Origin of the sequence: Rhodococcus sp. 852002-51564_SCH6189132-a, assembly GCF_001665495.1 — a bacterium.
In the GTDB taxonomy this organism is placed as follows: Bacteria; Actinomycetota; Actinomycetes; order Mycobacteriales; family Mycobacteriaceae; genus Rhodococcus; species Rhodococcus pyridinivorans.
Genome location: NZ_LZMJ01000043.1, coordinates 1 through 23,532 on the forward strand (window position 1 = coordinate 1; position 23,532 = coordinate 23,532).

At 68.0% G+C, this 23,532-nt stretch carries 21 protein-coding genes and 1 pseudogene; 10 read left to right on the forward strand and 12 right to left on the reverse strand.

What is annotated here, in order from left to right:
* Positions 1-101: 101 nt before the first annotated feature.
* Positions 102-998: a LysR family transcriptional regulator gene (locus A5767_RS10555; protein WP_024102093.1), complete on the reverse strand. Its 897-nt coding sequence runs from the start codon at positions 996-998 to the stop codon at positions 102-104.
* A 72-nt stretch (positions 999-1,070) separates the two neighbouring features.
* On the opposite strand from A5767_RS10555, the gene A5767_RS10560 reads away from it, so the two are divergent.
* The 3 genes from A5767_RS10560 to A5767_RS10570 all read left to right on the forward strand — a co-directional run bounded on the left by A5767_RS10560 (position 1,071) and on the right by A5767_RS10570 (position 3,906).
* Positions 1,071-1,988 (forward strand): CoA transferase subunit A, encoded by a 918-nt coding sequence (locus A5767_RS10560; protein WP_064852259.1) that lies wholly within the window; start codon positions 1,071-1,073, stop codon positions 1,986-1,988.
* On the forward strand, positions 1,985-2,761 hold the full coding sequence (locus A5767_RS10565) for a 3-oxoadipate--succinyl-CoA transferase subunit B (RefSeq protein ID WP_024102094.1): 777 nt from the start codon (positions 1,985-1,987) through the stop codon (positions 2,759-2,761). The genes A5767_RS10560 and A5767_RS10565 overlap by 4 nt, the downstream gene beginning before the upstream one ends.
* Before the next feature lie 134 nt (positions 2,762-2,895).
* Positions 2,896-3,906 (forward strand): DICT sensory domain-containing protein, encoded by a 1,011-nt coding sequence (locus A5767_RS10570; protein ID WP_082937666.1) that lies wholly within the window; start codon positions 2,896-2,898, stop codon positions 3,904-3,906.
* Between the two features lie 16 nt (positions 3,907-3,922).
* On the opposite strand, the gene A5767_RS10575 is transcribed toward A5767_RS10570, so the two are convergent.
* Complete coding sequence (locus A5767_RS10575) at positions 3,923-5,149, reverse strand: EAL domain-containing protein (RefSeq protein WP_064852260.1); 1,227 nt, start codon at positions 5,147-5,149, stop codon at positions 3,923-3,925.
* A 293-nt stretch (positions 5,150-5,442) separates the two neighbouring features.
* Between A5767_RS10575 and A5767_RS10580 the strand changes: the two genes are divergently transcribed.
* Positions 5,443-5,865 carry an STAS domain-containing protein gene (locus A5767_RS10580; protein ID WP_064852261.1) on the forward strand — a complete coding sequence of 141 codons (423 nt, stop codon included), beginning with the start codon at positions 5,443-5,445 and terminating at the stop codon, positions 5,863-5,865.
* Positions 5,866-6,087: 222 nt separating this feature from the next.
* A complete protein-coding gene (locus tag A5767_RS10585) occupies positions 6,088-8,700 on the forward strand; it encodes an AMP-binding protein (RefSeq protein WP_418345074.1) in 2,613 nt (870 codons plus the stop codon).
* A gap of 113 nt (positions 8,701-8,813) precedes the next feature.
* Here A5767_RS10585 and A5767_RS10590 read toward each other — a convergent pair whose 3' ends face one another.
* The 7 genes and pseudogenes from A5767_RS10590 to A5767_RS10620 all read right to left on the reverse strand — a co-directional run bounded on the left by A5767_RS10590 (position 8,814) and on the right by A5767_RS10620 (position 15,952).
* Positions 8,814-9,854, reverse strand: a complete 1,041-nt coding sequence (locus A5767_RS10590; protein ID WP_064852262.1) for an acyl-CoA dehydrogenase family protein — start codon at positions 9,852-9,854, stop codon at positions 8,814-8,816.
* Positions 9,851-10,996, reverse strand: a complete 1,146-nt coding sequence (locus tag A5767_RS10595; protein WP_064852263.1) for an acyl-CoA dehydrogenase family protein — start codon at positions 10,994-10,996, stop codon at positions 9,851-9,853. The genes A5767_RS10590 and A5767_RS10595 overlap by 4 nt, the downstream gene beginning before the upstream one ends.
* Positions 10,993-11,601, reverse strand: coding sequence for a TetR/AcrR family transcriptional regulator (locus A5767_RS10600; protein WP_231911995.1), 609 nt, complete (start codon positions 11,599-11,601; stop codon positions 10,993-10,995). Before A5767_RS10600 ends, A5767_RS10595 begins: the two co-directional genes overlap by 4 nt.
* 92 nt (positions 11,602-11,693) lie before the next feature.
* Positions 11,694-12,392, reverse strand: a pseudogene (locus A5767_RS10605) (AMP-binding protein); the annotation flags it as partial.
* 2 nt (positions 12,393-12,394) lie between these two features.
* Positions 12,395-13,552, reverse strand: a complete 1,158-nt coding sequence (locus tag A5767_RS10610) for an acyl-CoA dehydrogenase family protein (protein ID WP_064852264.1) — start codon at positions 13,550-13,552, stop codon at positions 12,395-12,397.
* Positions 13,553-13,592: 40 nt separating this feature from the next.
* On the reverse strand, positions 13,593-14,402 hold the full coding sequence (locus tag A5767_RS10615) for a crotonase/enoyl-CoA hydratase family protein (RefSeq protein ID WP_006553734.1): 810 nt from the start codon (positions 14,400-14,402) through the stop codon (positions 13,593-13,595).
* 113 nt (positions 14,403-14,515) lie between these two features.
* Positions 14,516-15,952, reverse strand: a complete 1,437-nt coding sequence (locus tag A5767_RS10620; RefSeq protein WP_064852279.1) for an ABC1 kinase family protein — start codon at positions 15,950-15,952, stop codon at positions 14,516-14,518.
* Positions 15,953-16,138: 186 nt separating this feature from the next.
* Between A5767_RS10620 and A5767_RS10625 the strand changes: the two genes are divergently transcribed.
* On the forward strand, positions 16,139-17,158 hold the full coding sequence (locus A5767_RS10625; protein ID WP_064852265.1) for a sigma-70 family RNA polymerase sigma factor: 1,020 nt from the start codon (positions 16,139-16,141) through the stop codon (positions 17,156-17,158).
* A gap of 9 nt (positions 17,159-17,167) precedes the next feature.
* On the opposite strand, the gene A5767_RS10630 is transcribed toward A5767_RS10625, so the two are convergent.
* Both A5767_RS10630 and A5767_RS10635 read right to left on the reverse strand, forming a co-directional pair.
* Entirely contained in the window at positions 17,168-17,638 is a 471-nt protein-coding gene (locus A5767_RS10630) for a VOC family protein (protein ID WP_064852266.1), read from the reverse strand.
* A gap of 118 nt (positions 17,639-17,756) precedes the next feature.
* Positions 17,757-18,290 carry a hypothetical protein gene (locus A5767_RS10635; RefSeq protein WP_039585044.1) on the reverse strand — a complete coding sequence of 178 codons (534 nt, stop codon included), beginning with the start codon at positions 18,288-18,290 and terminating at the stop codon, positions 17,757-17,759.
* Between the two features lie 152 nt (positions 18,291-18,442).
* On the opposite strand from A5767_RS10635, the gene A5767_RS10640 reads away from it, so the two are divergent.
* The 4 genes from A5767_RS10640 to A5767_RS10655 all read left to right on the forward strand — a co-directional run bounded on the left by A5767_RS10640 (position 18,443) and on the right by A5767_RS10655 (position 22,024).
* Positions 18,443-19,609 carry a sensor histidine kinase gene (locus tag A5767_RS10640; protein ID WP_230810596.1) on the forward strand — a complete coding sequence of 389 codons (1,167 nt, stop codon included), beginning with the start codon at positions 18,443-18,445 and terminating at the stop codon, positions 19,607-19,609.
* Complete coding sequence (locus A5767_RS10645; protein WP_033096339.1) at positions 19,606-20,262, forward strand: response regulator; 657 nt, start codon at positions 19,606-19,608, stop codon at positions 20,260-20,262. Before A5767_RS10640 ends, A5767_RS10645 begins: the two co-directional genes overlap by 4 nt.
* A gap of 53 nt (positions 20,263-20,315) precedes the next feature.
* Entirely contained in the window at positions 20,316-20,927 is a 612-nt protein-coding gene (locus tag A5767_RS10650) for a DUF1707 SHOCT-like domain-containing protein (protein WP_006553741.1), read from the forward strand.
* A 173-nt stretch (positions 20,928-21,100) separates the two neighbouring features.
* The gene (locus tag A5767_RS10655; RefSeq protein ID WP_064852267.1) at positions 21,101-22,024 is read left to right on the forward strand and encodes a PaaI family thioesterase; all 924 of its coding nucleotides are present in this window, start codon (positions 21,101-21,103) and stop codon (positions 22,022-22,024) included.
* A 242-nt stretch (positions 22,025-22,266) separates the two neighbouring features.
* Here the strand turns inward: A5767_RS10655 and A5767_RS10660 are convergent, their stop codons facing one another.
* The gene (locus A5767_RS10660) at positions 22,267-23,472 is read right to left on the reverse strand and encodes a serine hydrolase domain-containing protein (RefSeq protein ID WP_064852268.1); all 1,206 of its coding nucleotides are present in this window, start codon (positions 23,470-23,472) and stop codon (positions 22,267-22,269) included.
* Between the last annotated feature and the right edge of the window lie 60 nt (positions 23,473-23,532).

The window sequence follows — 23,532 nt, forward strand, 5'->3', positions numbered from 1 at the left end:
CCCTACCCCCCCCCCCCCACCCCCCCCACTCGTCCGGCCCCATCTCTTGGGCGCCCCGGCCCCCCGGGGGGGGGCGCCGCCCCCGCCCCCCCCCGCCCCGGTCAATCCGGAGTCGGCAGCGCTTCCTCGGAGAGGCGGAGAACCTCCCGCAGCGCGGCACTGTCGTCGTCCTCCCGCCACACGAGCCGCACGTCGAGCGGCTCGGGATGATCTGCGAGAGGAACGAACACGACCTCGGGGTTGATGACGTTCGCCGCGACCGACGAGACCGTCATCGAACATCCCACCCCGGCCGAGACCAGGGCGATCAGCGACAGCGAATCCGGGGCGCTCTGAACGATTCTGGGCGTGAATCCGACGTCGTGGGCGATACGGAGCAACAGCTCGCGCAGCATCGATCCGGGTTCGGCGGGCAGCATCACCCACGCCTCGTGCGCGAGGTCCTCGAGCCGGACCTGCTCACGGTCGGCGAGCGGGTGCTCCTTGGGCAGCGCCACGACGAGGTTCTCTCGGGCCACGACGCGCGACGCGATCCCCGGTGGGAAGAACAACAGGCGCACGATGCCGATGTCGAGCTTGCCCGCGGCCAGCTTGTTGAGCGCCTCGCTCGCGTACGCCGAACTGTCGAGCACGAATTCGATACCGGGATGAGTGCGCCGCACGAGCTTCGCCCACCGGCCCACGAGATAGTGCGAGGACGAACCGGCGAAACCGATACGGACCCTGCCGGTCTGACCCGACCCCGCGGCGGTCACCGCCATCTCGGCGAGCCGGCAGGCGTCGAGGATGTTCCGGGCCGGCTCCACGAGCGCGCGACCGCTCTCCGTCAACCGCACGCTGCGGGTGTTGCGTTCGAAGAGTTCGGCTCCGAGTTCTTTCTCGAGCCTGCGGATCGTGCGGCTGAGCGGCGGCTGGGCCATGTGCAGCCGCTGCGCCGCGCGACCGAAATGCAGTTCCTCCGCCACCGCCAGGAACGCCTTCACCTGCTGGATCTCCACCCGTCGATTATTGCGCCTGCGGGCGCCTGATATCCGACACCGAATTACCGACCACACGGAGGACGACCGGGTATGCCGGACAAACTCATGACCCTGCGCGAGGCGATCGCCACCTATGTCGAGGACGGCATGACCGTTGCCCTCGAGGGTTTCTCGCACCTCATCCCGTTCGCCGCGGCGCACGAGATCATCCGGCAGGGCAGGCGCGACCTGACGTTGTGCCGCATGACCCCCGACATCATCTCCGATCAGCTCATCGCCGCCGACTGCGTGTCGAAGCTCGTCGCCTCGTTTTTCGCCAGCGGCTCGGCCGGGTCGCTGTACGAGATCCGCCGGCGCATCGAGAGCCACGACCCCGTCGCACTCGAGGTCGAGGAGTACAGCCACTACGGCATGGTCTGCCGCTACCAGGCCGGCGCGGCCGGGCTGCCCTTCTTCCCGCTGCGCTCGTATGCCGGCAGCGACCTGCCGAAGATCAACCCGAACATCCGGCTCGTCGAGGATCCCTTCAGCGGCGGCAGCGTCTACGTCGTGCCTCCGCTGAACCCGGACGTGACGATCATCCACGCGCAGCGCGCCGACCGCTCCGGCAACGTCCAGATCTGGGGCATCGCCGGTGTGCAGCAGGAAGCGGTCTACGCCGCGAAGAAGGCCATCGTGGTGGTCGAGGAGATCGTCGACGACGACGTGATCCGCTCCGATCCCAGCCGCACCCTCGTCCCCTCGCACGCGGTGGACGCGGTGGTGCTGAGCCCGCGCGGAGCGCACCCCTCCTACGCGCAGGGTTACTACGACCGCGACTGCGCGTTCTACCGCCGCTGGACCGCGATCAGCAAGGACCCCCAGCAAATGCGCACCTGGTTGAAGGAATGGGTCCTCACCACCGCCGATCACGCCGAATACCTCGAGAAACTGGGCGCGGAGTACTGGGCCGACCTCGAGGTTGCCCCGCGCCCCTCCGGGACCGTCGACTACGGGAGCCGAAAGTGACCACCGCCGAAACCTTCTCCACCACCGAACTGATCGTCTCCGTCGCCGCGCGGGCCCTGGCCGGCAAGGCCCGGGTCTTCGCCGGGGTGGGTCTGCCCACCCTCGCCGTCGACCTCGCCGCCCGCACGTCGAACCCCGACGTCGAGCTGATCTACGAGTCCGGGGTCTGCGGTGCGCACCCCGAGGCGATGGCCGAGGGCATCGCCGACTCCGTCGTGGTCTCCGGCGCCGAATCCGTGGTGTCCATGGCGTCGCTGTTCGGGTACGTGCTCCAAGGCGGCAACGTCGACGTCGGGTTCCTCGGGGCGGCGCAGATCGACCGCGACGGCAGCCTCAACACCAGCATCATCGGCGACTGGGACAAGCCCACCGTGCGCCTGCCCGGCGGCGGCGGAGCCGTCGAGATCATGCCCAACGCCGGCGAGGTGTTCGTGATCATGCGACGCCACGATCCGAGTGCCTTCCCCGCCGAACTGGACTTCTGCACGACCCCGAGCCCGGTGCGCGCCCGTGAGGCGGGCGTCGGCATCATGCCCCGCGGTCGCGGGGTGACGAAGGTGTTCACCAGTCTGGGCGTGCTGTCGCGGCAAGATTCCTTCGACGAACTCGAACTGACCAGCATCCACCGCGGTGTCACCGTCGACCAGGTCCGCGCCGCCACCGGCTGGGATCTGAAGGTCTCCGACGAGCTGACGCTGACCGAGGATCCCACCGCCGAGGAGATCGACCTGCTGCGCAACGAGATCGACAAGGTCCGCCTGTATCTGCGGTGATCCCGTCGACGTGACCGACGTGGCGGCTGGCAGGATGTCCGCAACGGACGACGCCCCGGATCCTGCGAGCCTGCGCGCGTCCGGCGTGATGCTCGGCGGACGGACCGCCGCGTGATGCGGGAAGGCGGCACGTCATGCACGCGAGCACGATCCACGACCTCGTGGACGGCACGGTCGTCGCGGCTGTGATGCCGTTGACCGACCTCGCGCACAGGCCGGTGGCCGGACGCGATGCCGTCGCACTGCTCGACGAGCACGAGGTGTTCGCCGATCCCCCGACGGTCCTGCACCGGATCGCCGCTGTGCGCGAACGCGGATTCGCCGTGGCGGTACGCATCGCGGAATCGGCGTCCCGCGCCACGGTCGTCCTGGCTCTGGTCGAGCCGGAGGTGGTCGTCGTACCGGCCGAGGCGCTCGTCGCATCCGACCTGCGGGCCGCCACTACCCTGCTGTCGTTGCGGGCCCACTGCGAGCGCACGAACTCCGTCGTTCTCGCCGAGGGCGTCGACTCCGACCTTCATCGCGAGGCGGCCCTCGCCCACGGTATCGATTTCGGTTGCGGTACAGCACTACACGTTGCGGAGGGTGAAGCCGGCCCTTCGTCGCCGCGCGGAGGGTTGTTCCGTGAACCCACCTGGAGTGCGCCGCTCGACGACGCGACCGCCGCGCCCTTCCGCATCCTGTCTGCCGGTCGGGAACGCGTGCGGAGCGGCAAGGGTCTGCTCGTGTCCATGAGCGCCGACCTCGAGGCGCGAGCCGGGGAGGCCGGACCCGACACGATCGCCCTCGGCACCTTCCAGCACCACGACCACTTCACCGGGGCCGCACGCAGACGATGGCTGTCGATGGCCGCCACCCTCGCGCACGTCGCGGTCTTCGCGGTCGGGTTCGGCACGAGCACCTCGGGCCCGGACCTCGTCCCGATCGAGCCGCACGATCCCCTCGTCGACGAGTGGAACGTCATCCTCCTGGGAGAGTCGTTCGCGTGCGCGCTCTCTGCCCTCGACCTGCACCGTCGAACGGCCGGCGGCGAGCGGGAGTTCGAGTACGTCGTCTCCTACGACCGGGAGGCCGTCGCCCGCGCGGCGCGCGCGACCCTGTCCCGTCCCCGACCGGTCCCCTTGGAGGTCCCACCCTCGTCCTGAGCCGCTCTCCCTCGGGTCACCCCTCGAAACGCGCCAGGATGCTGTGGGCACACCGGATCACGGTGCCGCGGTCGTAGGACAGCACGTAGCGGAACTCGCGGTCGAGATCCGCTGCGTCGGTGTGCATGTCGAGCGCGGCGAGTACGCACGCGAAGTGCGGACCGAGGACGACGACGTTCCATTCGTCGACGATCGGATCGTTCGGGTCCAACGGCGCGTGGTGTACCGCGGAGTCGACGTAGGGATCGATTCCGACGCCGTAGACCCCGGTGTAGGCGACCTGCTCGGCGAGCTGCGCCCATCGAACCCGGGAGGTCGGGGTGAAGTGCTCGGCGCGCTGGAAGGTGCCGAGCACGATCGTCTCCGGTCCGGCTCCCACCGCGTTGGTCTCGAGCAGCTTGCTCATCGACACCAGAAGTCGCTTGAAACTACTTGTGCGTCTGCGTCCTTCGGACGCCAGAGCGAAGGGAGTGAGTTCGGGACCGCCGGGAACGGCCCGTCGCGGACGCAGCGATATCGGTTCGACATCCGAATCCGCTTGCGCGGCATCCCCGGTCGATCCGACTGTCGGATACAGCGCGCCCATTCCGTATTCGGCGGCCAATCCCAGAGCGCGGCGGCGATGCAGTTCCGAATCGACGCCCTGCGCGATGACGACCGCGCTGCTGGATTCGATGTACGCGGCGACGGCGTGGGCAATCCTCGCCGTCGAGGCGTCGGCCGCACGCGCGATCAGGGCCGGCGACGTGATGATCACATCCGGTTCGACGAGCGGCAGCAGCGCGAGGGCCTGAGCACGCGCTCCCACACCGTCCACCGCGACGAGCATGCCGGCGGTGCGCGCCGCCGCAATGGTGCGCAGCGTCCTGGCAGGGGCGGCGATCAGCGCCTGCTCGGTGATGAGAGCGACCGTGGTCGGGCCCCCTCGATCCCCGAGCGCGCCGAGTTCGTCGAGCGAATCGAGATCGACGGTCACCAGATGCGGAACCGCCGACTCGGCTTGCCGTCCGGCCCTGCGCCACTTGATCCGGTCCAGTTCCGACTTCTGATGCATCGCCCGGGCGGCCTCGCTCAGAGCGGTCGCATCGTGCAACGATGATCCTTCCGGACCACGCAGTTGCAGTTCGACGGCGGACAGCGCGCCGCTGCCGAGCCGGTGGATGGGGGCGAGCTCCGTCTCCACGACGAGGCCGCCGAACGCGGTCTCCGCGTCGGCGGCAGCGTCGGCAGGAACAGCGCTCATGGATCCAGCATCCCATCTCCGGCCACCGATCGTCCGCTCGGGCCGACGGGGCCAGGAAAATAGGATATTTTCGCAGCTCAGAACGCTTACGTTACAGAACCGTGATGTTTCGTTATCGTTCCGTTATGGAACGGATGGTGGCGAAGCGACATCCGTCGGACAGGCTCTGTGCAAGCCCGAGGCGAGTTCTCACCGGACCCCGACGTTCTCACCACGACCCCAGCAGGCCGACCGTCTGCTCGTGATCCAGCCCGCACCGGACGGCACGAAATCCACGCCGACAGGAGACCGCAATGAGCACACGTACGAGCACCACCCGCAGGATCGTCACCCACACCGGCGCACTCTCACGAGTCGATGCAGAGACGGTCGCCCGAGCACCGCGCTACCGTCTCGACGTCCACTCGCCCTCCCGTCGCTGCAGCGTCCTGCGGGCGAAGGGAGATCTCGACATGACCGCCCGAGCGGAGTTCGCCTCCACTCTCGGCGACCTCGCACACTCGGGCGACCACGTCGTCGTCGATCTGTCCGAGGTGACCTTCATGTACTCCGAGGTCGCCTCGATGCTCGCCGATGCCGTTCACATCCGGCCCGGCCGTTTCCACGTCGTCGCACCCACACGCCAGGTTCGCATGCTGCTCGACATCCTCGCTCCCGGCCTCGACGTCACAGCCGATGCCGCACCCTGCGACGCGGGCACAGCATCCGCTGCCTGATCACAGCAAGGGGCGCGTGACGGCGTCCGGCCGGCGTGCAACCGACTGCTGTAGCAGTGCGCCCGCCACGTGCGCGCGTCGCAACACCTCGGACACGACTGCAGCATCGGATCCACCCACGACCGCGGCGACATGTGTGTGGGGGGGCGAACCCCATAAGGTGGTGGTAAAGGCCAATTCAAGCCCTCGGTTGTCAGGTTTGGCAGCCCTTACACTCTATCGGTGCTCAGCCCGTTCTTCCGCAAGGAACATCCTCGCGTGCGTTTCGTCCTCCATCTGGAAGACTTCGGTGACGCCCCAGCCTTGATCACCCAGCAGGAAACCGTCACCTACAGCGACCTGGCCGACCGAGTCCATCGGGCAACTGCCCGGCTGGGCAACACCCGCCGACTGGTGTTGATCGCAGGTGCCAACGAGATCGATGTTCTTGTCGTCTACCTTGCAGCCCTACTCGCCGGACATCCGGTTCTGCTGGCGCCGGGCGACCACCCCGCAGCCTTCGAAGGCCTGATCGCCGCATACCGACCCGACGTGGTGGTGCGCAGTATCGACGGGACTGTGACGATCGAGGAACGGGGTGACGGTTCTGCGCATGTACTGCACCCCGACCTGGCGCTGCTGCTGAGCACCTCCGGCTCGACGGGCTCCCCGAAACTCGTCCGCCTGTCCCATCGCAACGTGCAGTCCAATGCAGAGTCGATCGCGGAGTACCTCGACATCCGTAGTACCGACCGGGCAGTGACGACGCTGCCGATGTATTACTGCTACGGGCTCTCTGTCATCCACAGCCACCTACTGCGCGGAGCCGCAGTGATCCTCACGAGCCGCTCGGTGACCGACCCGGCGTTCTGGGAGCTGTTCCGAGACCACCGCGGCACCAGCTTCGCCGGCGTGCCCTACACGTTCGATCTGCTCGATCGGTTCGGATTCGACGAACTGGACCTACCCGACCTGCGCTACATCACCCAGGCCGGCGGTCGACTCTCACCGGATCGGGTCCGCGCCTATACGCAGTCGGGCCGTGAGCGGGGCTGGGATTTCTTCGTCATGTACGGGCAGACGGAGGCGACCGCACGGATGGCGTACCTGCCTCCGGAACTCGCCTCCGACTATCCGCAGTCGATCGGACGAGCTGTTCCCGGTGGATCCTTCCGGCTCGAGCCGATACCGGACGCTCCGGACGGCACCGGTGAACTGATCTACACGGGGCCGAACGTGATGCTCGGCTACGCGCACACGCCCGAGGATCTGGGTCTCGGGGACGTCCTCGAGGGTGAACTGCGGACCGGCGACCTCGCGCGGCAGATCGACGGCGGCGTGTACGAGGTGGTGGGCCGACGCAGCCGTTTCGTCAAGATCTTCGGGCTACGGATCGACCTGCAGCAGGTCGAGTCGACCCTCGCCGAACAGGGACTGACGGCATGCTGTGTCGGCGGGACGGACGACATGATCGTGGCGGTCGAGGGTGCGAGCGATCTCGAGGCGATCCGGTCCGCGAGCGCACGGGCCTGTGGTCTTCCCGTCGCGGCCGTGCGGGTGTGTCTCGTCGACGAGCTTCCGCGGACCGGCACGGGCAAACCCGACCTTCGGGCAGTGGCCGAGCTCGTGCACCACGCGACGCCCGATTCACCCGAGGCAGAGAGCACCGTCGTGGACACGGCCGCCCTGCGGACCCTGTATGCCGAGGTGCTGCACAGTGGGCAGGTCACCGACGACAGCTCGTTCGTGAGCCTGGGCGGCGACTCGCTGTCCTATGTGCAGATGTCTCTGCGGCTCGAGCGCATGCTCGGCTATCTACCCCAGAACTGGCACACCACCGCGATCAAGGATTTCGTGCCTACGCCCCGGCGACGATGGTGGCGGGCGGTCGAGACCAATGTGCTGCTCCGCGCTGTTGCGATCGTGCTGATCGTCGGTTCGCACATCCGGTTGTTCGGGGTTCTCGGCGGCGCGCATGTGCTGCTGGGGGTCGCCGGATACAACTTCGCACGCTTTCATCTCGCCACTCCCCGTACCGAACGGGTGCGACATGTCCTGGGCAGCGTCGCCCGAATTGCCGTACCCAGCATGGTGTGGCTCGGCGTCGTGATCGCACTGACCGGGGACTATCTCGTGACCAGTGCGTTGTTGCTCAACGGCATTCTCGGCCCCGACGGGTGGACGCCCGAATGGCGGTACTGGTTCATCGAGGCGATCGTGTACATCCTGCTCGTAGTCATCGCGGTGTTGTCCATCCCGCTCATCGACCGTGTTGAGCGCAGGCACTCGTTCTGGTTCGCGATGGCCTTGGTGGGTGTGGGTCTGCTCCCCCGCTACCGCGTGATCGAGCTCGGGGACGGCAACAATCTGATTCTGAGCGCGTCGATGGTCTTCTGGTTGTTCGCCCTGGGCTGGGCTGCCGCTACGTCGACGACCGTGTGGCACCGAATGATCGTCACGGCGGTGATCGCAGCCACGGTGCCCGGATACTTCTCGGGTGATCTCCAGCGAGAACTTCTCGTCATCGGTGGGCTGGGCCTGCTGGTGTGGCTCGAGTCCGTTCCCTGCCCACCTGTGCTGAGCCGGATCGCAGGGGTGCTGGCGAGCGCGTCGCTCTACATCTACCTGACGCACTTCCAGGTGTATCTGCCGCTGCGAGAGGACCATCCCTGGTTGGCGTTCGCCCTGTCGATTCTGGTCGGCATTCTCTTCTGGCAAGCCGTGACGGTCACCCTTGCTCTGCGTCGACGGGTCGGTGCTGCGCGGGCGAAATCCGATCCGAATCCGGCCGGTACCAGCAGTGGTTCGCCCCCGTCCCACGCTGCGGAGATGCCGGGGAGATCCCCGGTGGCGTGAACTGTCACTGCTACTGGTTCGAAGATCCCGGGACGCGTGGTGTGCAGTCCTCGCCCCTGTGAACGACATCGATAAGACCGCGTTGAAGCATGCACCGACATGTCTCGTGCTCGTCAGCGTGCCGGGCCACCCGTGATCAACGCCCACACGTCCCCGGCTTCACCGGCCGCGGCGAGCAGTTCGGAATCCCACGACGCGACCGTGCCGAATTCGCTGCGCCACGACAGGATCCGGTTGGCGTGCCGTTGCAGCTCGTGTTCCATCGTGAAGCCGATCGCGCCGAGTGCCTGATGCGCGTTTCGGGCGACGACCGACGCCGCATGTCCGGCACACGACGCGGCCGCCGCGATCGCGAAGCGGGTCGACGCGTCATCGAAACCACCGGCGAGAACGGCATCGACCGCACCATCCGCGGCGGCGTGCACGAGCGAGGCCTCGGTGGCGATGTCGGCGACGAGCGCCTGCACCGCCTGGAACTTGGCCAGCGGACGACCGAACTGCACGCGGGCAGTGGTGTGATCGACGACGAGCTCGAGAACCCGATCCATCGCACCCGCGGTGGCCAGCGCACGGACGAGCGCGCCCCGGTGGCGGAACTCGTCGGCGGTGCCCGCCGGAACGTCGCGCCCGGACAGTGCCGACAGGTCGACGCACATGTGATCGCGGGGCTCCGCCGCCAGGTTCACGGCCTCGACGATCTCGACATCGCCGCGAGCGACCTCGGCGACCTGCCATCCCTGCGGTGACTCCCACAACACGACGATCGAGTCCGCGAACCGGGCCCACGGCACGTGGCGTGCGCGGCCGTCGGCGTCGAGCACCGCGGCGGTACGCACCGCCGGCGCCGCATCGAGGCCCGCCTGCTCGAGGAGCCAGCCCGCGAGCAGATCGTTCTCGGCCACCGGCACGGCAGCAGCAGCGCTGCCGGCGGCCTCGAGCAGCAGGGCGGCCTCGAGCCATCCCGCGCCGCTTCCGCCGCTCTCCTCCGAACCCGTGAGCCGATCGAGGCCGAGCTCGGTGAGGGTGCTCCACAGGGCACGATCGAGTTCCACGACCTCACCGATGCGGTGGTCGTCACCCGAGGTGAACACCTCGGACAACATCTGTGCGAAATCGCGCAGTTCCGTCGACTGCAGTGCGTCCTGCCCGCTCATCTCATCCCCAATCCTCGTGCGATGACCCCGCGGAGGATCTCGCTCGTGCCGCCGCGCAGTGTGAAGCCCGGTCGTTGCATGACGCCTGCTCGGACGAGCTCGGCCAGATGTGCGTCGGCTGCGGTGTATCCCGCGATCTCGTCGGCGAGATCCGCCAGGTCACCTTCGGTCTTCGTGCCGAGCACCTTCACGACCGACGCCGCGAGTTCGGCGTTCTCGCCACGTTCGAGGGACTCGGAGACCGCGGTGGACATGCGGTGCAGGCCCGCCATGCGTCCGATGGTCGCTCCGATGCGGGTGTCCGCTTCGACGCTGCCGTCGGCCACACCGTGTACGAGGGATTCGAGCACCCCGAAGGTCGACAGGAAACGTTCGGGACCGCTGCGCTCGTAACCGAGCTCGCTCGTCACCTGTTCCCAGCCGGCGCCGATCTGTCCGAGCACCAGGTCGTCCGGGACGAAGACGTCGTCGAGCAGCACCTCGTTGAAGTGGTGGTCGCCGGACATCGACAGGATCGGGCGGATGGTCACGCCCGGGGAGTCGAGCAGCACGATGAACTGGCTCAGCCCGTCGTGGCGGTGCGCGGGATCGAGCGGGGCGGACCGCGCGAGGCCGAAGAAGGCGTCGGCGTGGTGGGCCCCGGACGTCCACAACTTGGTGCCGGAGATCCGCCACCCACCGTCCACCTGCGTGGCCTTCGTCTTGACGCTCGCGAGGTCGGATCCGGAGTCGGGCTCGGACATTCCGATGGCCCAGCAGATCTCACCGGCCGCGATGCCCGGCAGGAACCGCTGCTTCTGCTCTTCGGTGCCGTACTTCAGTAGCGACGGTGCGGCCTGGCGGTCGGCGACCCACTGGGCGGCGACCGGAGCGCCCACTGCGAGCAACTCCTCGGTGACGACGAAGCGCTCCATGAAGGTTCGTCCGTGTCCGCCGTACTCGACGGGGATCGTCATGCCGACCCAGCCGCGAGCGGCGAGCGCACGCGTGAAATCGGGGTTCCATCGCGTCAGCCAGGTGTCGATGCCCGGGGTGAACACGCCCGCCTCGATCTGTTCCTTCAGGAACGCCCGTACCTCGGCACGGAGTTCCGTCAGTGCCGGGTCGGGGGTGCCCGCCCTCGGCACGAGTCGTGCACTCATCGTCGATCTCCTTCTCCACCGGTGATGGTGGGACACAGCAGCGCCAGCGACAGGTCCGCGTAGCGTTCCGCGATCTCGTCCGGGTCGTCCGGGCCCGCGGGGTCATACCAGTTGGCGATAGCCGAGACCATCGCCAAAATCGATCGGCGGCAGTCGTCGGGATACTTCGTGGTGAAGACGCCTTGTGCGACACCGCGATCGATGATGTCGCGGATCCGCCTTCGGCCGGCGCGCCGGCGTTCCTCGTACAGTCGCGCACCCTCGGGTTCGAGATTGCGCACCTCCGTCGCGATCATGCGTCCCTGCTCGGGGAACTGCGTGCGGAAGATGACGTTCCCCTTGACGAACGCGCGGATCTGCTCGACCGGATCGTCGCCGACGCGGGCGAGTTCGGCGTCACAGACCGCGTCGTAGGTGTCGACGCCGTCGAGCAGGATCGCCAGCAGCAGATCCTGTTTGTTCTTGTAGTGGTAGTACAGGGCGGACAGGCTCACGCCTGCCTCCTGCGCGATGGTCCGGATCGACGACGAGCCGTATCCGTTGCGCACGAACTCCTTCCGGCCCGCCTCGATGAAGACGCGCTGCTTCGGCGACAGCACTCTCACGACAACGCTCCGGTATCGGCGTACTGCGCGATCAGCTCGCCGAGCCTGCCCTCGACCATCTTGCCCGTCGGCGTGCGCGGCAGTTCGTCGACGAACCGCTCCATGAGCACGACCGTGCCACCGAGCGCCTGCGTCGACACGCCGTACCGCAAGGGCGCGGCGTGGTAGATCGGTGCCGGCGACAGGTAGACGGTGTTCTCGTCGAAACCGAAGCGGCGCACCTGCTTCAGCAGCGGAGGACCGGGCTCGTCACCGACCTGGGCACCGGAGAGAGCGGGCTTGATGCCTTTGGGGCGCCCGGTGGTGCCGGAGGAGTACAGCATGTCGCTGCCGCGGGGTTGGTCCGGCATCGGGGTGACGGGAAGACCCGCCACCTCCTCCTCGTACACGAGATGTCCGGGCACCTGCCCTTCGAAGGCGACACGGTGCGTCACCTTCGGGGTGAGCGGCACGATCGCCTCGGCGAGGTCGGCGAGCGGCGCCGAGACGACGAGCACCTTCGCGTCGCAGTCGTCGACGATGTACGCGGCCTCGACGGGAGCGAGATGCGTGTTGACGAAGGTGACGTAGACGCCCGAACGAACTGCCCCCCAGTACAGTTCGAACGCAGTGGCGTCGTTGACGGTGACGACCGCGATGTGGTCGCCCTTCCCGACGTCGTGTGCGCGCAGCCAGTGCGCGAACCGGACGGACGCGCCCTCGAGCTCCCGATAGGTGAGCGTCCGGCCGGTCGCGGCCTCGTGCACGGCGGGCCGATCCGGGGCGACGGCGGCGTAACGGCCCGGGTACATGCCTACAGCCCCAGATCCTTGGAGATGATCGTCTTCATGACCTCGCTGGTGCCACCGTAGATCCGGGTCACGCGGGTGTCGGCGTACAGCCGGGCGATCGGATACTCGGTGATGTAGCCGTAGCCGCCGTGCAGTTGCAGGCACTTGTCGATGACGCGACCGGAGACCTCGGTGCAGAACAGCTTCGCGCGGGCCGCATCGGCGACCGTCAGTTCCTTGCGGTCGAGCAGTTCGAGGCAGTGGTCGACGTAGACACGCGCGGCCTGGGTCTCGGCCGAGCACTCGGCGAGCACGAACTTGGTGTTCTGGAACGAGGCGACGGGCTTGCCGAAGACCTTGCGTTCCTTGGTGTATGCGATCGCGTGGGCGATGGCGGCCTCGGCGAAGCCGACCTGGTTCAGAGCGATGCTCAGACGCTCCTGCGGCAGGTTGTGGGTGAGGTAGCCGAAGCCCGCGCCTTCCTCACCGAGGAGGTTCTCGACCGGCACCTTCACGTCGGTGTACGAGAGCTCGGCGGTGTCCTGCTGGTGCAGGCCGATCTTGTCGAGCTTACGGCCTACCGCGAAGCCCTCGGTGTCGGTGGGCACCGCGATGATCGACAGGCCGCCGCGGCGGTTCTCAGGATCGAACGGACTCGTACGGCAGACCGTGAGGATGAGGTCGGCGGTGACGCCGCCGGTGATGAAGGTCTTCGCGCCGTTGATGATGTAGTGCTTGCCGTCCTCGGACAGCTTCGCCGAGGTCGCGATGTTGGCGAGGTCGGAGCCGGTGCCGGGCTCGGTCATCGCGATCGCGGTCATGATCGAGCCGTCGGCGAAGCCGGGCAGCCAGCGCTGCTTCTGCTCCTCGGTCGCGTACTCGAGCAGGTAGGGCAGGATCAGGCAGGCGTGCACGGTGTAGGAGCCGAACGAGACTCCGGCGCGCGCAACCTCTTCGAAGACGATCGTGTTGAACTTGAAGCCGGACTCGCCCCCTCCGCCGAACTCCTCGGGGACATGGATCCCCAGGATGCCGAGTTCGCCCAGCCGGCGGAAGAATTCGCGGGGCGGGCGACCCATCTCGTCCCATTCCTCGCGATGCGGCGCGACCTCACGTTCGATGAAGTCGCGCACCATCTTCCGGAACTGCTCGTGTTCTTCGGTGAAGATCGTCCGCTGCATGGCTTGTCCTCCGGGGTGTGGGGGCAAGGAGAGGGGAAGGTCAGTTGCCGGTGAAGTCGCCGGTGCGTCGTTCGAGGAACGCCGAGAGGGCTTCGCGGTGGTCCTCGGTGTGGTGCGAGAGCGCCTGGAAGGAGGCCGACAGTTCGAGGAGCGTGTCGAGATCGACGCGCTGACCCTCGCGCAGCAACTTCTTCGTCATCCGCAGTGCGCTCGGGGGGTTGACGGCGACGCGGGCGGCGAGCGCATTCGCGGCGTCGAGGAGCTGCTCGGGTTCGACGACCTGCGAGACCATGCCCCAGTCGAATGCCGTCGCGGCGTCGACGCGGTCGCCGGTGAAGGCCATCTCGGCGGCGCGCGCCGCACCGACCGCGCGCGGAAGCAGCCAGGCGCCGCCGTCGCCGGGGATGATGCCGAGCTTGACGAAGCTCTCCGCGAAGAACGCCTTCGACGAGGCGATCCGCATGTCGCACATCATCGCGAGGTCGCAGCCGGCGCCCACGGCGGGTCCGTTGACGGCCGCGATGATCGGGACCTCGCAGTGGTAGATAGCGCGGGGCAGGCGCTGGATGCCGCGGCGGTAACCCTCGCGCAGGGCGTGGGGGCTGCCGCCGAACATGCCGCGACGCTCGTCCATGTCCTTGACGTTGCCGCCGGCGGAGAAGGCCGATCCGGCGCCGGTGAGAATGACGACGCGGGTGTCGATGTCGCGGTTGGCCTCCTCGACGAGCTCGACGAGACGGTCGACGACGTCGTCACCCGAGATCGGGTTGCGCGCCTCCGGAAGGTTGATCGTCCAGGTCACGACGTTTCCGTCGCGCATGCTCAGTACGACGTCCTGCGAAGTTGCCATTGCGGTCGCGGTCCTTCCGGTAGCCAATGTGTGGCTCGCACCATAATTTGGTCGAACGATCGTTCAAATTACGGGGCCGGTCGGATCCTGTAAAGACCGAACGGGCTCGTGGCTCAGTCGGGCAGGCTCACGTTCGATTCGGCGATTCTTATGGCTACCTCGTCCGGGAAGATGTTCCGGAAGACGAAGGGATCGCGGCCGAGCACCCAGCCCGGCGCCAGCGCGGTCGCGTAGCGCTCGAAATATCCGAGCTGCTTCCCGAACAACACGAGTTCCTCGGGCGTCGACGTGTTCCACTTGCGGCCGAGCGAGACGAGCGCACCGATCAGTTCGCTGAGCCGCAACTCCCCCACGTCCTGACCGAGCAGCGGACCGAAGATCTCGGCAACCTGCCGGCCGACCGCCGCGTCGTCGACGTCGAGGTCGGCGGCGACACCGAGCGCCCGCACACTCTGCGCGACCGCCGTGAAGTCCCCGTCGAGCAGGGCCGCGCGGAACAACGCCCGCAGCAGCGCGCGCCACTTCTCGGGCAGTTCGCCGACGATGCCGAAGTCGAGCAGCGCGACACGTCCGTCGTCGAGCAGCCAGAGATTGCCCGCGTGCACGTCGCCGTGGAACGGGCCGTGACAGAGCACCGCCTCCATCCACACCTTCACTCCGCGGCGCACGAGCAGGGAGGTGTCGAGATCGTCCTGGCCCGGCACCACCCGGTCGACGGGCTTGCCCTGCAGGCGCTCCATGCAGATCACCCGCGGACCGCACCACTGCCAGTACACCTCGGGCACCGTGACGTAGACGTTGTCGCCGAACGCGGAGATGTTGCGGCGGAAACGATCCTGACGATCCGCTTCGACCGCCGCGTTGAGCTCGGTCATCGTCGCGTTGTAGAGATCGCGGATGATCCCCGGAGTGTTCGCGATACGGAAGAACTCGAAGAGCTGCAGCAGCTTCGCGCCCATGTAGGCGGCGCGCAGATCGACGAGCATGCCGTGCGCGATCCCCGGCCGCTGCACCTTCACCACGGCCCGACGGCCGTCGCGCAACACGCACCCGTGCACCTGGGCGACGGACGCCGCGGCGAGCGGCACATCGTCGAACGACTCGAACATCTCGTCGATGCGGTGTCCGAGATCCTCCTCGATCACCGCGCGGGCCTGCTCGGAGGGGAAGGTCGGCACGTCGTCGAGCATGCGCAGGCACGCGTCGGCGAGCGCCGCGGGGAACAGCCCGGGCGACGACGCGATGAGCTGGCCCAGCTTCACGAAGGTCGGCCCGAGATGTTCGAAGGCGTCGACGGTGCCGTGCGCGGCCGCTTCGACGACGCTGTGCTGCCGGGGCCGGACGGTCCACCGCAGCACCGCCCACACCACGAAGGTGATCAGGACGGCGGCGACGACCACTGCCCGTCCGAGCTCGGCCGGCCCGAACCGGTCGAGCGGAGGCCGCTCGACGTCCAGGGCACCGGGTGGAAGTCCGTCGGCGAAGGGGCCGACGGGCCCGTTGCGCTCGGGCCTGCTGTGCCCCTGCGCTCCGGATACGCCTTCGCGCAGCGTGTACTCGTGCACGACCTGTCCCCACTCCGTCCACCACGCGCTCACCTCGGCGCGACTTCGTGCACGGTACCTGCATCCGGCGCCTCGATCGAGACCCGGCGATCATCTGTCTTCTGTCGGTGCCCCCGACTACTCTCTGACGGGTAGCGGATTCGGGTCCGACCAGCCGGGGGTATCGCGCTCATGACCGAACAACTGCTCGAAGAATCTGCCGGTTCGACATCGACGTCGACCGATTTCATGGAACTCGCCGAGCCGTTCCGTCGCGAACTGCTCGCCCACTGTTATCGCATGAGCGGGTCGCTGCACGATGCGGAAGATCTGGTCCAGGAGACCTATCTGCGCGCCTGGCGCGGTTACGAGAACTTCGGCGGCCGCTCCTCACTGCGCACGTGGCTGCACCGGATCGCTACCAACGTGTGCCTGACGGCGCTCGAAGGTCGCAGTCGCCGGCCGTTGCCCACCGGGCTCGGCGCGCCCAGTTCCGATCCCACCGACGATCTGGTCACCCGCCCCGAGGTGCCGTGGCTCGAGCCGTTCCCCATCGGGTACGCCACCGACGATCCGTCGGATCCCGCCACCATCGCCGCCTCCCGCGATTCCGTCCGCCTCGCGTTCGTCGCCGCCCTGCAGCACCTGTCCGCCCGCCAACGCGCGGTCCTGCTGCTCCGCGAGGTCCTGCAGTGGCGCGCCACCGAGGTCGCAGCCGCGCTCGACACGTCGACGGCGGCGGTCAACAGCCTCCTGCAGCGGGCACGCGCGCAGCTGAAGGACGCCCAGGTCCGCGACGACGACCTCGCCGAACCCGACAGCGCCGAGACCAAGGCGTTGCTGCAGCGCTGGGTCGACGGCTTCGAGAAGTACGACATCGATTCGCTCGTCGAGATGCTCACCCAGGACGCCGTCTGGGAGATGCCGCCGTTCGAAGGCTGGTACCAGGGCCCCGACGCGATCGTCACCCTCATCAAGCAGAACTGCCCCGCGAAGGGCCCCGGCGACCAGGTGCTGCTTCCCACCGTGGCCAACGGCCAGCCGGCATTCGGGCTGTACATGCGAGGGGAGGACGGCCGCCACCACCCTTTCCAACTGCAGGTGCTCGACATCGTCGACAGTAGGGTCGCGCACGCCACCGTCTTCTTCTCCGACGACACCACGGCGTTGTTCGCGCGATTCGGGCTGCCGGAGGACCCGGCAGCCCGCTGACGGTCGCGGTCAGGCTTCTGCGGTGGCGTTCTCCTCGGCGTCCTCCGGAGCCCAGGCCTGCGCCGCAGCCGACATGTCCATCCACATGACCTCCCAGACATGGCCGTCGAGGTCGCGGAAGGCCCGCTGGTGGGCGAAGTCCCCCATCTCCTCCTGCGCCTTCTGCGCGCCGGTCGTCACCCATTCGCTGCCGCCGGCCGCGATCGCGCCGTCGACGAGCGCGTCGACGCCGTCGCGACTGTCGGCCGAGACGCACATCAGCGCCTCATGCGCCTTCGTGGTGTCGCAGATGTCGTCGTTGATGAAGTCGCGGAATCGCGGCTTCTCGAGCAACATCACGTAGGTCTGGTCGTTGATCTCCAGGCACGCGGTGTTCTCGTCGCAGAACATGTCGTTGAAGGTGAATCCGAGCGTGTCGAAGAATGCGCGGGTGGCGGTGATGTTCTCGACGGAGAGATTGACGAACAGCATGCGCGACATGGTTTCTCCTGTGGTCGGTTCGTCCTGTGCGGGACGCGGTGCGGGTGTCACCGATATAGACCGGCCGCCCCGTGAGAACTCATCGCGCACCCCGAGATTTCTCGGCGCGGTGTGGTCGTCACTGCTTGCCGAGCACCCAGACCGGGCCCGTGATCAGCCAGATCACCGTGATCGTGGCGAGGGTGGGGAAGATTCCGTACAGCGCCGAGGCCTGTTCGCCGTTCGCGACGGTCGACCCGAGCCCGAGCACGGCTGCCGCACTGATCCCGGCCGCGAGCAGCCATCGCCCGAAGTCCACACATTCCTTGCGGAAGGCCTCCGGGCCCTCCTTCGGAGCGCGTTCCGGTTTCGGACCACCCGCGAGGTGATAGGCGAACCGCCGGTCGGCCCACCGGACGACGCTCGGCCCGAAGGCGACACTCGCACCGAGATAGATACCCGCGGCGCGGTGGACCCAGCCGACCTCCGCCCCGTTGTGCAGATCCACCGCGACGGCCGCGAGCAGAACGACGTCGATCAGCGGGATCAGGGCGAGCAGCACCGTGCCCGTCCTCCGGAGCCGGAGCAGATACCGGCACACGAGGCCGGCCGCGAGCACGACCCAGAACGCGATCTCGCACCCGACGATGAAAGCGGCGATGTGGCTGAACATCACCTCAGAATCGCGCGCACATCCCCCCGCGCGCGTCGCCCGATGGGCGGCAAATGCCTCATCACTTCGGGTGACGCCGACCCTGATCCTCCCCCGGTTGTGGTCGAATCGTTGCCGTGGACAACCGTGAATCCGAAATTCGAGTGGGATTCGTGAACCCGCGCTACAACTCCCTGCTCGTCGCCCTCGCGTACTTCGCGGGTGGCTCGCTGTTGTACGCCCTGGATCTCGGTGTGCTCGTCGAGGACCGGCCGCCGCAGCCGCTGTGGGTGTGGCTGGTTCTGCTCGCGTGCGTGTGTGCACCGATGACGATGCGTCGCACACGACCGCTTCTCGCACTCCTGCTGGGCACGGTTCCGGTACTGGTCGACCTCGTCGTCGGCCCTTCACTGCCGGTCTGGATCGCATACGGCGACCTGCTGTACACCGCAACGCTCTTCGGCTCGGCGCGGACCAGTCGCTTCCTCGAACGCGCCCCGTTGGTCCCGATCGTCGTCGGCGCCGTCGCGCTCGGTGTGTACTTCGGAGAACTGCGCATCGCCGTATGGGCCGTGTCGATCGCCGCGCTCGTGATCGTCGTCCCGATCTGGTGGGCCCGATCCGTCCGCACACATCGGGACGCCGCCGAGATCGAACGGGCACGCGCCGAGGCTCTCTCGCGGGTCGCGGAACTGGACCGTCGCGCCGCCATCACCACCGAGCGGCAGCGTCTGGCCCGCGACCTGCACGACGTGGTGGCCGGGCACCTGTCGTCGATCGCGATCCAGAGCGAGGCCGCGCTCCGCCTCCGCGATTCCGATCCCGACCGAGCGCTGACCGTGCTCGAGTCCGTGCGCTCCGGCAGCGTGGCCGCCCTGCAGGAGATGCAGTCGATGGTGCGTCTGTTGCGCAGCGACGACACCGACGAGATCACCACCGCGGGTCGCCTCGCCGACCTCGAACCGCTCACCGCCTCCGCACGCGCCGCCGGCACCTCCGTCCGGATCGACGGTCGTCCACCCGCAGACCTCGACGCGGAGGTCGATCTCACGGCCTACCGCATCGTCCAGGAGACCCTGACGAACGCGGTCAAGCATGCACCCGGACGGCCGGTGACCCTTCGTTTCGACGACGCCGACGGCCGCCTCGGGATCGAGGTGGTGAACCCGATCGGCGACCCGGACACCCCGGACCCGTCACCGGCCCGCGGCGCCGGGCACGGCCTGCGCAACATCGCCGAACGCGCCGCCGCGGTGGGCGGGCACGCCCGCTCCGGTCGCGACGGGAACGAATGGAGGACATACGTGCAACTGCCGATCGCGAACAGGAGTACGACGTGACGATCAGGGTGTTGCTCGCCGACGACCACAGCGCCATCCGCGCGGGCCTGCGGCTCCTGCTCCACACGAGCGAGGACATCGAGGTGGTGGGCGAAGCCGCCGACGGTGCCGTCGCGGTGTCGCAGACGCGCGCCCTCGCCCCGGATGTCGTCCTCATGGACATCCGCATGCCGCACGTCGACGGGATCGCCGCGACCCGCACCATCACCGAGGAGACGAGTGCCCGGGTGCTGGTGCTGACGAGTTTCGAGATCGACGAGTACGTCTTCGAGAGTCTTCGGGCCGGAGCGGCCGGATACCTCCTCAAGACCGCCTCCGCGGATGCCATGCTCGACGCGATCCGGGCGGTGCACTCCGGGGAGTCCGTGCTCTCACCGCAGATCACGCGAACCGTCATCGACGCGTTCGTCTCGAAATCGACTCGGCGGGAGGATGTTCCGGACGGTCCGGATATCGACGCCCTCACCGCACGCGAACAGGAGGTCTTCGCGTGCCTGGGCGAGGGATTGTCCAACCGCCAGATCGCCACCCGCCTCGGCATCGGTGAGAACACGGCGAAGACACACGTCGCCCGGGTGCTGCACAAACTCGGGCTGCAATCGCGGATCCAGGCGGCCATCCTCGCCCGGGACATGCCCGACCATCAGCTCTAGGATCGGGGATGCACCAGGATTCGACAACCGACTCCGAAAGCGCGGGAAAAACAATGACCGGCACTTCCGATCACGACGACCTGCTGCTCAGCGACGCCGAACGCATGCACGCGTTGAACGCACTCGGCGAACACTACGCCGCGGGCCGGCTCGACAGCGCCGAGTTCTACGAACGATCCGGAGAGATATCTTCGGCGCGAACGTTTTCGGCGTTGCTCCCCTCCTTCCGGGGGCTACCCGGCGGTGTTCCCCTCGAACAGGTCGACGGTCACATCCGGATGACCCACGACTCCTCCGCGCCGGCGGTCAGCCACGACAGCTCCTCTGCGACGGCACCCCAGTCCCCGGAGGACGAACTGGCCTCGCTCCGCGAACGGGGCAGCATGGTCGAGACGCTGGACTGGATCATCATCGGCGTCACGCTCGTGACCTTCCTCGTCCTGCAGATCGCTCTCGACTGGAGCTACGCGTGGATCGTGTGGCCGTCGCTGATCGTCACGCTCAGCGTTCCGCGGTTGATCCTGAAGTACAGCGACGACGACGAGAAGGTCTACGAAGAGCTCAAGAAGTCGGAGGCCGCCGAACGGAAGAAGCGGCTCGAGGAGGCGTCGAAGCGGATCCGGGAACTCGAGGGTCGTCGCGGTCCGGAGACGCCACGGAGCTGAAGCGACCGACAGTCACGGAGCTGAAGCGACCGACAGTCACGGAGCTGAAGCGACCGACAGTCACGGAGCTGAGCCGAGGGGTGACCGCAGAGCGGGGTCGACCGGTGATCGCGGACCGGGACGAACCACTCCCCGATTGCTCTTTATTGCGCTGTTCCTGGTAGAAGCAAGGAATGGCAATCGAGACCGCACAGTTCACCGTCGATCGTCCGGGTCGTTTCATGGGCGTCGGCATCGAGGTCGCCGACGACGCGTCGGTCTCGGTCACCCAGTCCGTCGGATCGCACCTGTTCGACCACCGCGGGCAGACCACGCTCGCCTCCATCGGCGTCTTCACCGACGTCGCCGCGGGCGCACCCGCCGGTATCGCGCGATTCGCGGAGACCGGTGAGCGACCGCAGAGCGTGCTGTCGCACGTGACGGCGACGCTCGCCCACCCCTTCCCAGCCTCGGGGGCCCTCGTCGGTCACGGCAGCAGCCTGTTCTTCGACGAGTCCACCGCCGTGTCGGGCACCGACGTGCGCGACGAGCAGGGTGCTCTCGTCGCGCACCTGGTCGGCCGCTCCATCGTCGTCGGGCGCACGCCGATGGAACTCGGCGCCGAGGCGTCGGAGGCCGTGCCGGAGCGGGACGAGCCGGAACCGTGGTCCGATGTGGCGATCCTGGCCGAACTGCCCGGCCTCGACATCGTCACGGGCATCTCCACCGGGACTCTTCCGCGCGGACCGCTCGCCGGGCTGCTCGGACTCGAGGTGACAGCCGCCGAGCGCGGCGTCGTGCAGGCCCGGCTGTCGCCGCGCGAGTGGATGGCCAACGTGATCGGTTCGGTGCAGGGCGGTGTGCTCGTGTCGATGGCGGAGGCCGTCACCGGCCTGGCCGCACAGACGCTGACAGGCATCGATCAGAACTATCGCGTGCTGGAGATCGGCCTCGACTACCTCCGCTCGCCCGCCGTCCCCGGGCCGGTCATCGAACTGCGATCCGAAGCGGTGCGGGCCGGACGGCGACTCGCGTCCTTCGAGACGACGCTGTGCGCCGCCGACGGCACCGTCTACGTGCGCGCACACGCCAACGTCCAGCTGCTGCACCGCGCGTAACGGATTCGCAGGAATCTCCCAGCTCTCTCGCACCGTGCCTCGAGCGTCCGGACGCACGATGGTCGGAACGAGGACGCACGGAGGAGAGATCATGAACGAGGACGGTCGAGCCGTACACCGAGCACAGCGGCCGCGACACTCGCAACGACACCGACTCGATCCACGACCCGACGGGGACGACGGTCACCGCACGTGAGGGTGACCGGGTCCTCGCCGCGGTCAACGTGGGTGTCGACGTCTGATCACGCTGCTCTGCGCGCGGCCGTCACCGCCGCGGCGCCGAGCCTCGGGAACCGGCCGTCGGAGATCGTGGTGAAGGTGTTGCCCATGCGGTTGGTGACGAACGCGACCGACAGTCCGGTCTCCGGGTCGGCGAACGCTCCCGAGCCGCCGAAGCCGTAGTGGCCGACCGACCGCAGCGGCTGCTGCCTCAGGGCGACCCATCCGGGGTGGTAACCCAGCCGCCAGTTGGGCCGGATGCCGAGGACGTAGTCGCGTCGCCGGGTCTGCACTTCGAGCAACTGGCCGACGGTGTCCTCCTTCAACAGGCGGGCACCGTCGATCGCTCCGCCGTTCGCGATCGCCGCGTACATGCGGGCCAGGGACCGAGCGGTGAACACACCGTTCCATCCCGGCATGACGGCGTCGTGCGCGGACGGACTGCGCATCAACTCGTCGAAGCCCTCCGCCATGCCCGCCTCGGCTAGACCCCGCACGCCCGGCGCGCGCGACAGCACCGCCGACGCCGTCGTCCACGGTGCCGGCAGGAAGTTGACCTTGGGGAACACCCGGGCGATGCGGTGCCGTTGGTCCTCGGGCACGTGGTACCAGAACTCGTCCGTGCCGAGCGGCTCGGCGATCTCGGTGCGCACGAGTTCCTGGAAGGACACCCCGGTCACGCGCGATGCGATCTCGGCGACGAGGTTGCCGTAGGTGACGGCGTGATAACCCGGCCCGTGGAAACGTCGTGGATCGGGTGGGGAGGCGGCGAGCGCGGCGGCCACCGCCTCGGAATCGAGCAGTCCTTCCCTGCCGGGCACGAGACCGCGGGACCTGTGCAGTCCGGCGCGATGCGACATGAGCTGTCGCAGGGTGATCGTCTCCTTGCCGGCCGCGGCGAACTCCGGCCAGTACTCGGCCACGGCTGCGTCGTAGTCGAGCAGGCCACGCTCGGCGAGGCGGTGCACCACCGTGCTGGCCACCCCCTTGCCGGTGGAGAACGACAGCACCACGGTGTCGCGGGTCCACCGCTTGTCGCGCGCGGCCCAGCCCGCCCAGATGTCGAGGACGGGTTCGCCGTGGAGATAGCAGGCGAGAGCGCCGCCGCCCTGGCTCGGCTTGTAGAACATCCGGAAGAACAGATCCGCGACAGGCATGAAGCGCGGATCGACCAGCATCTGTGTGGACGGGGTCGCCACGGGCGGCTCCGTCGTGGAACCTTCGGTCATGAGGGCGATGGTAGGAGTATGTAAACGCTCCCGAGGGTGTTCTCCCACTTCCACGGCGGT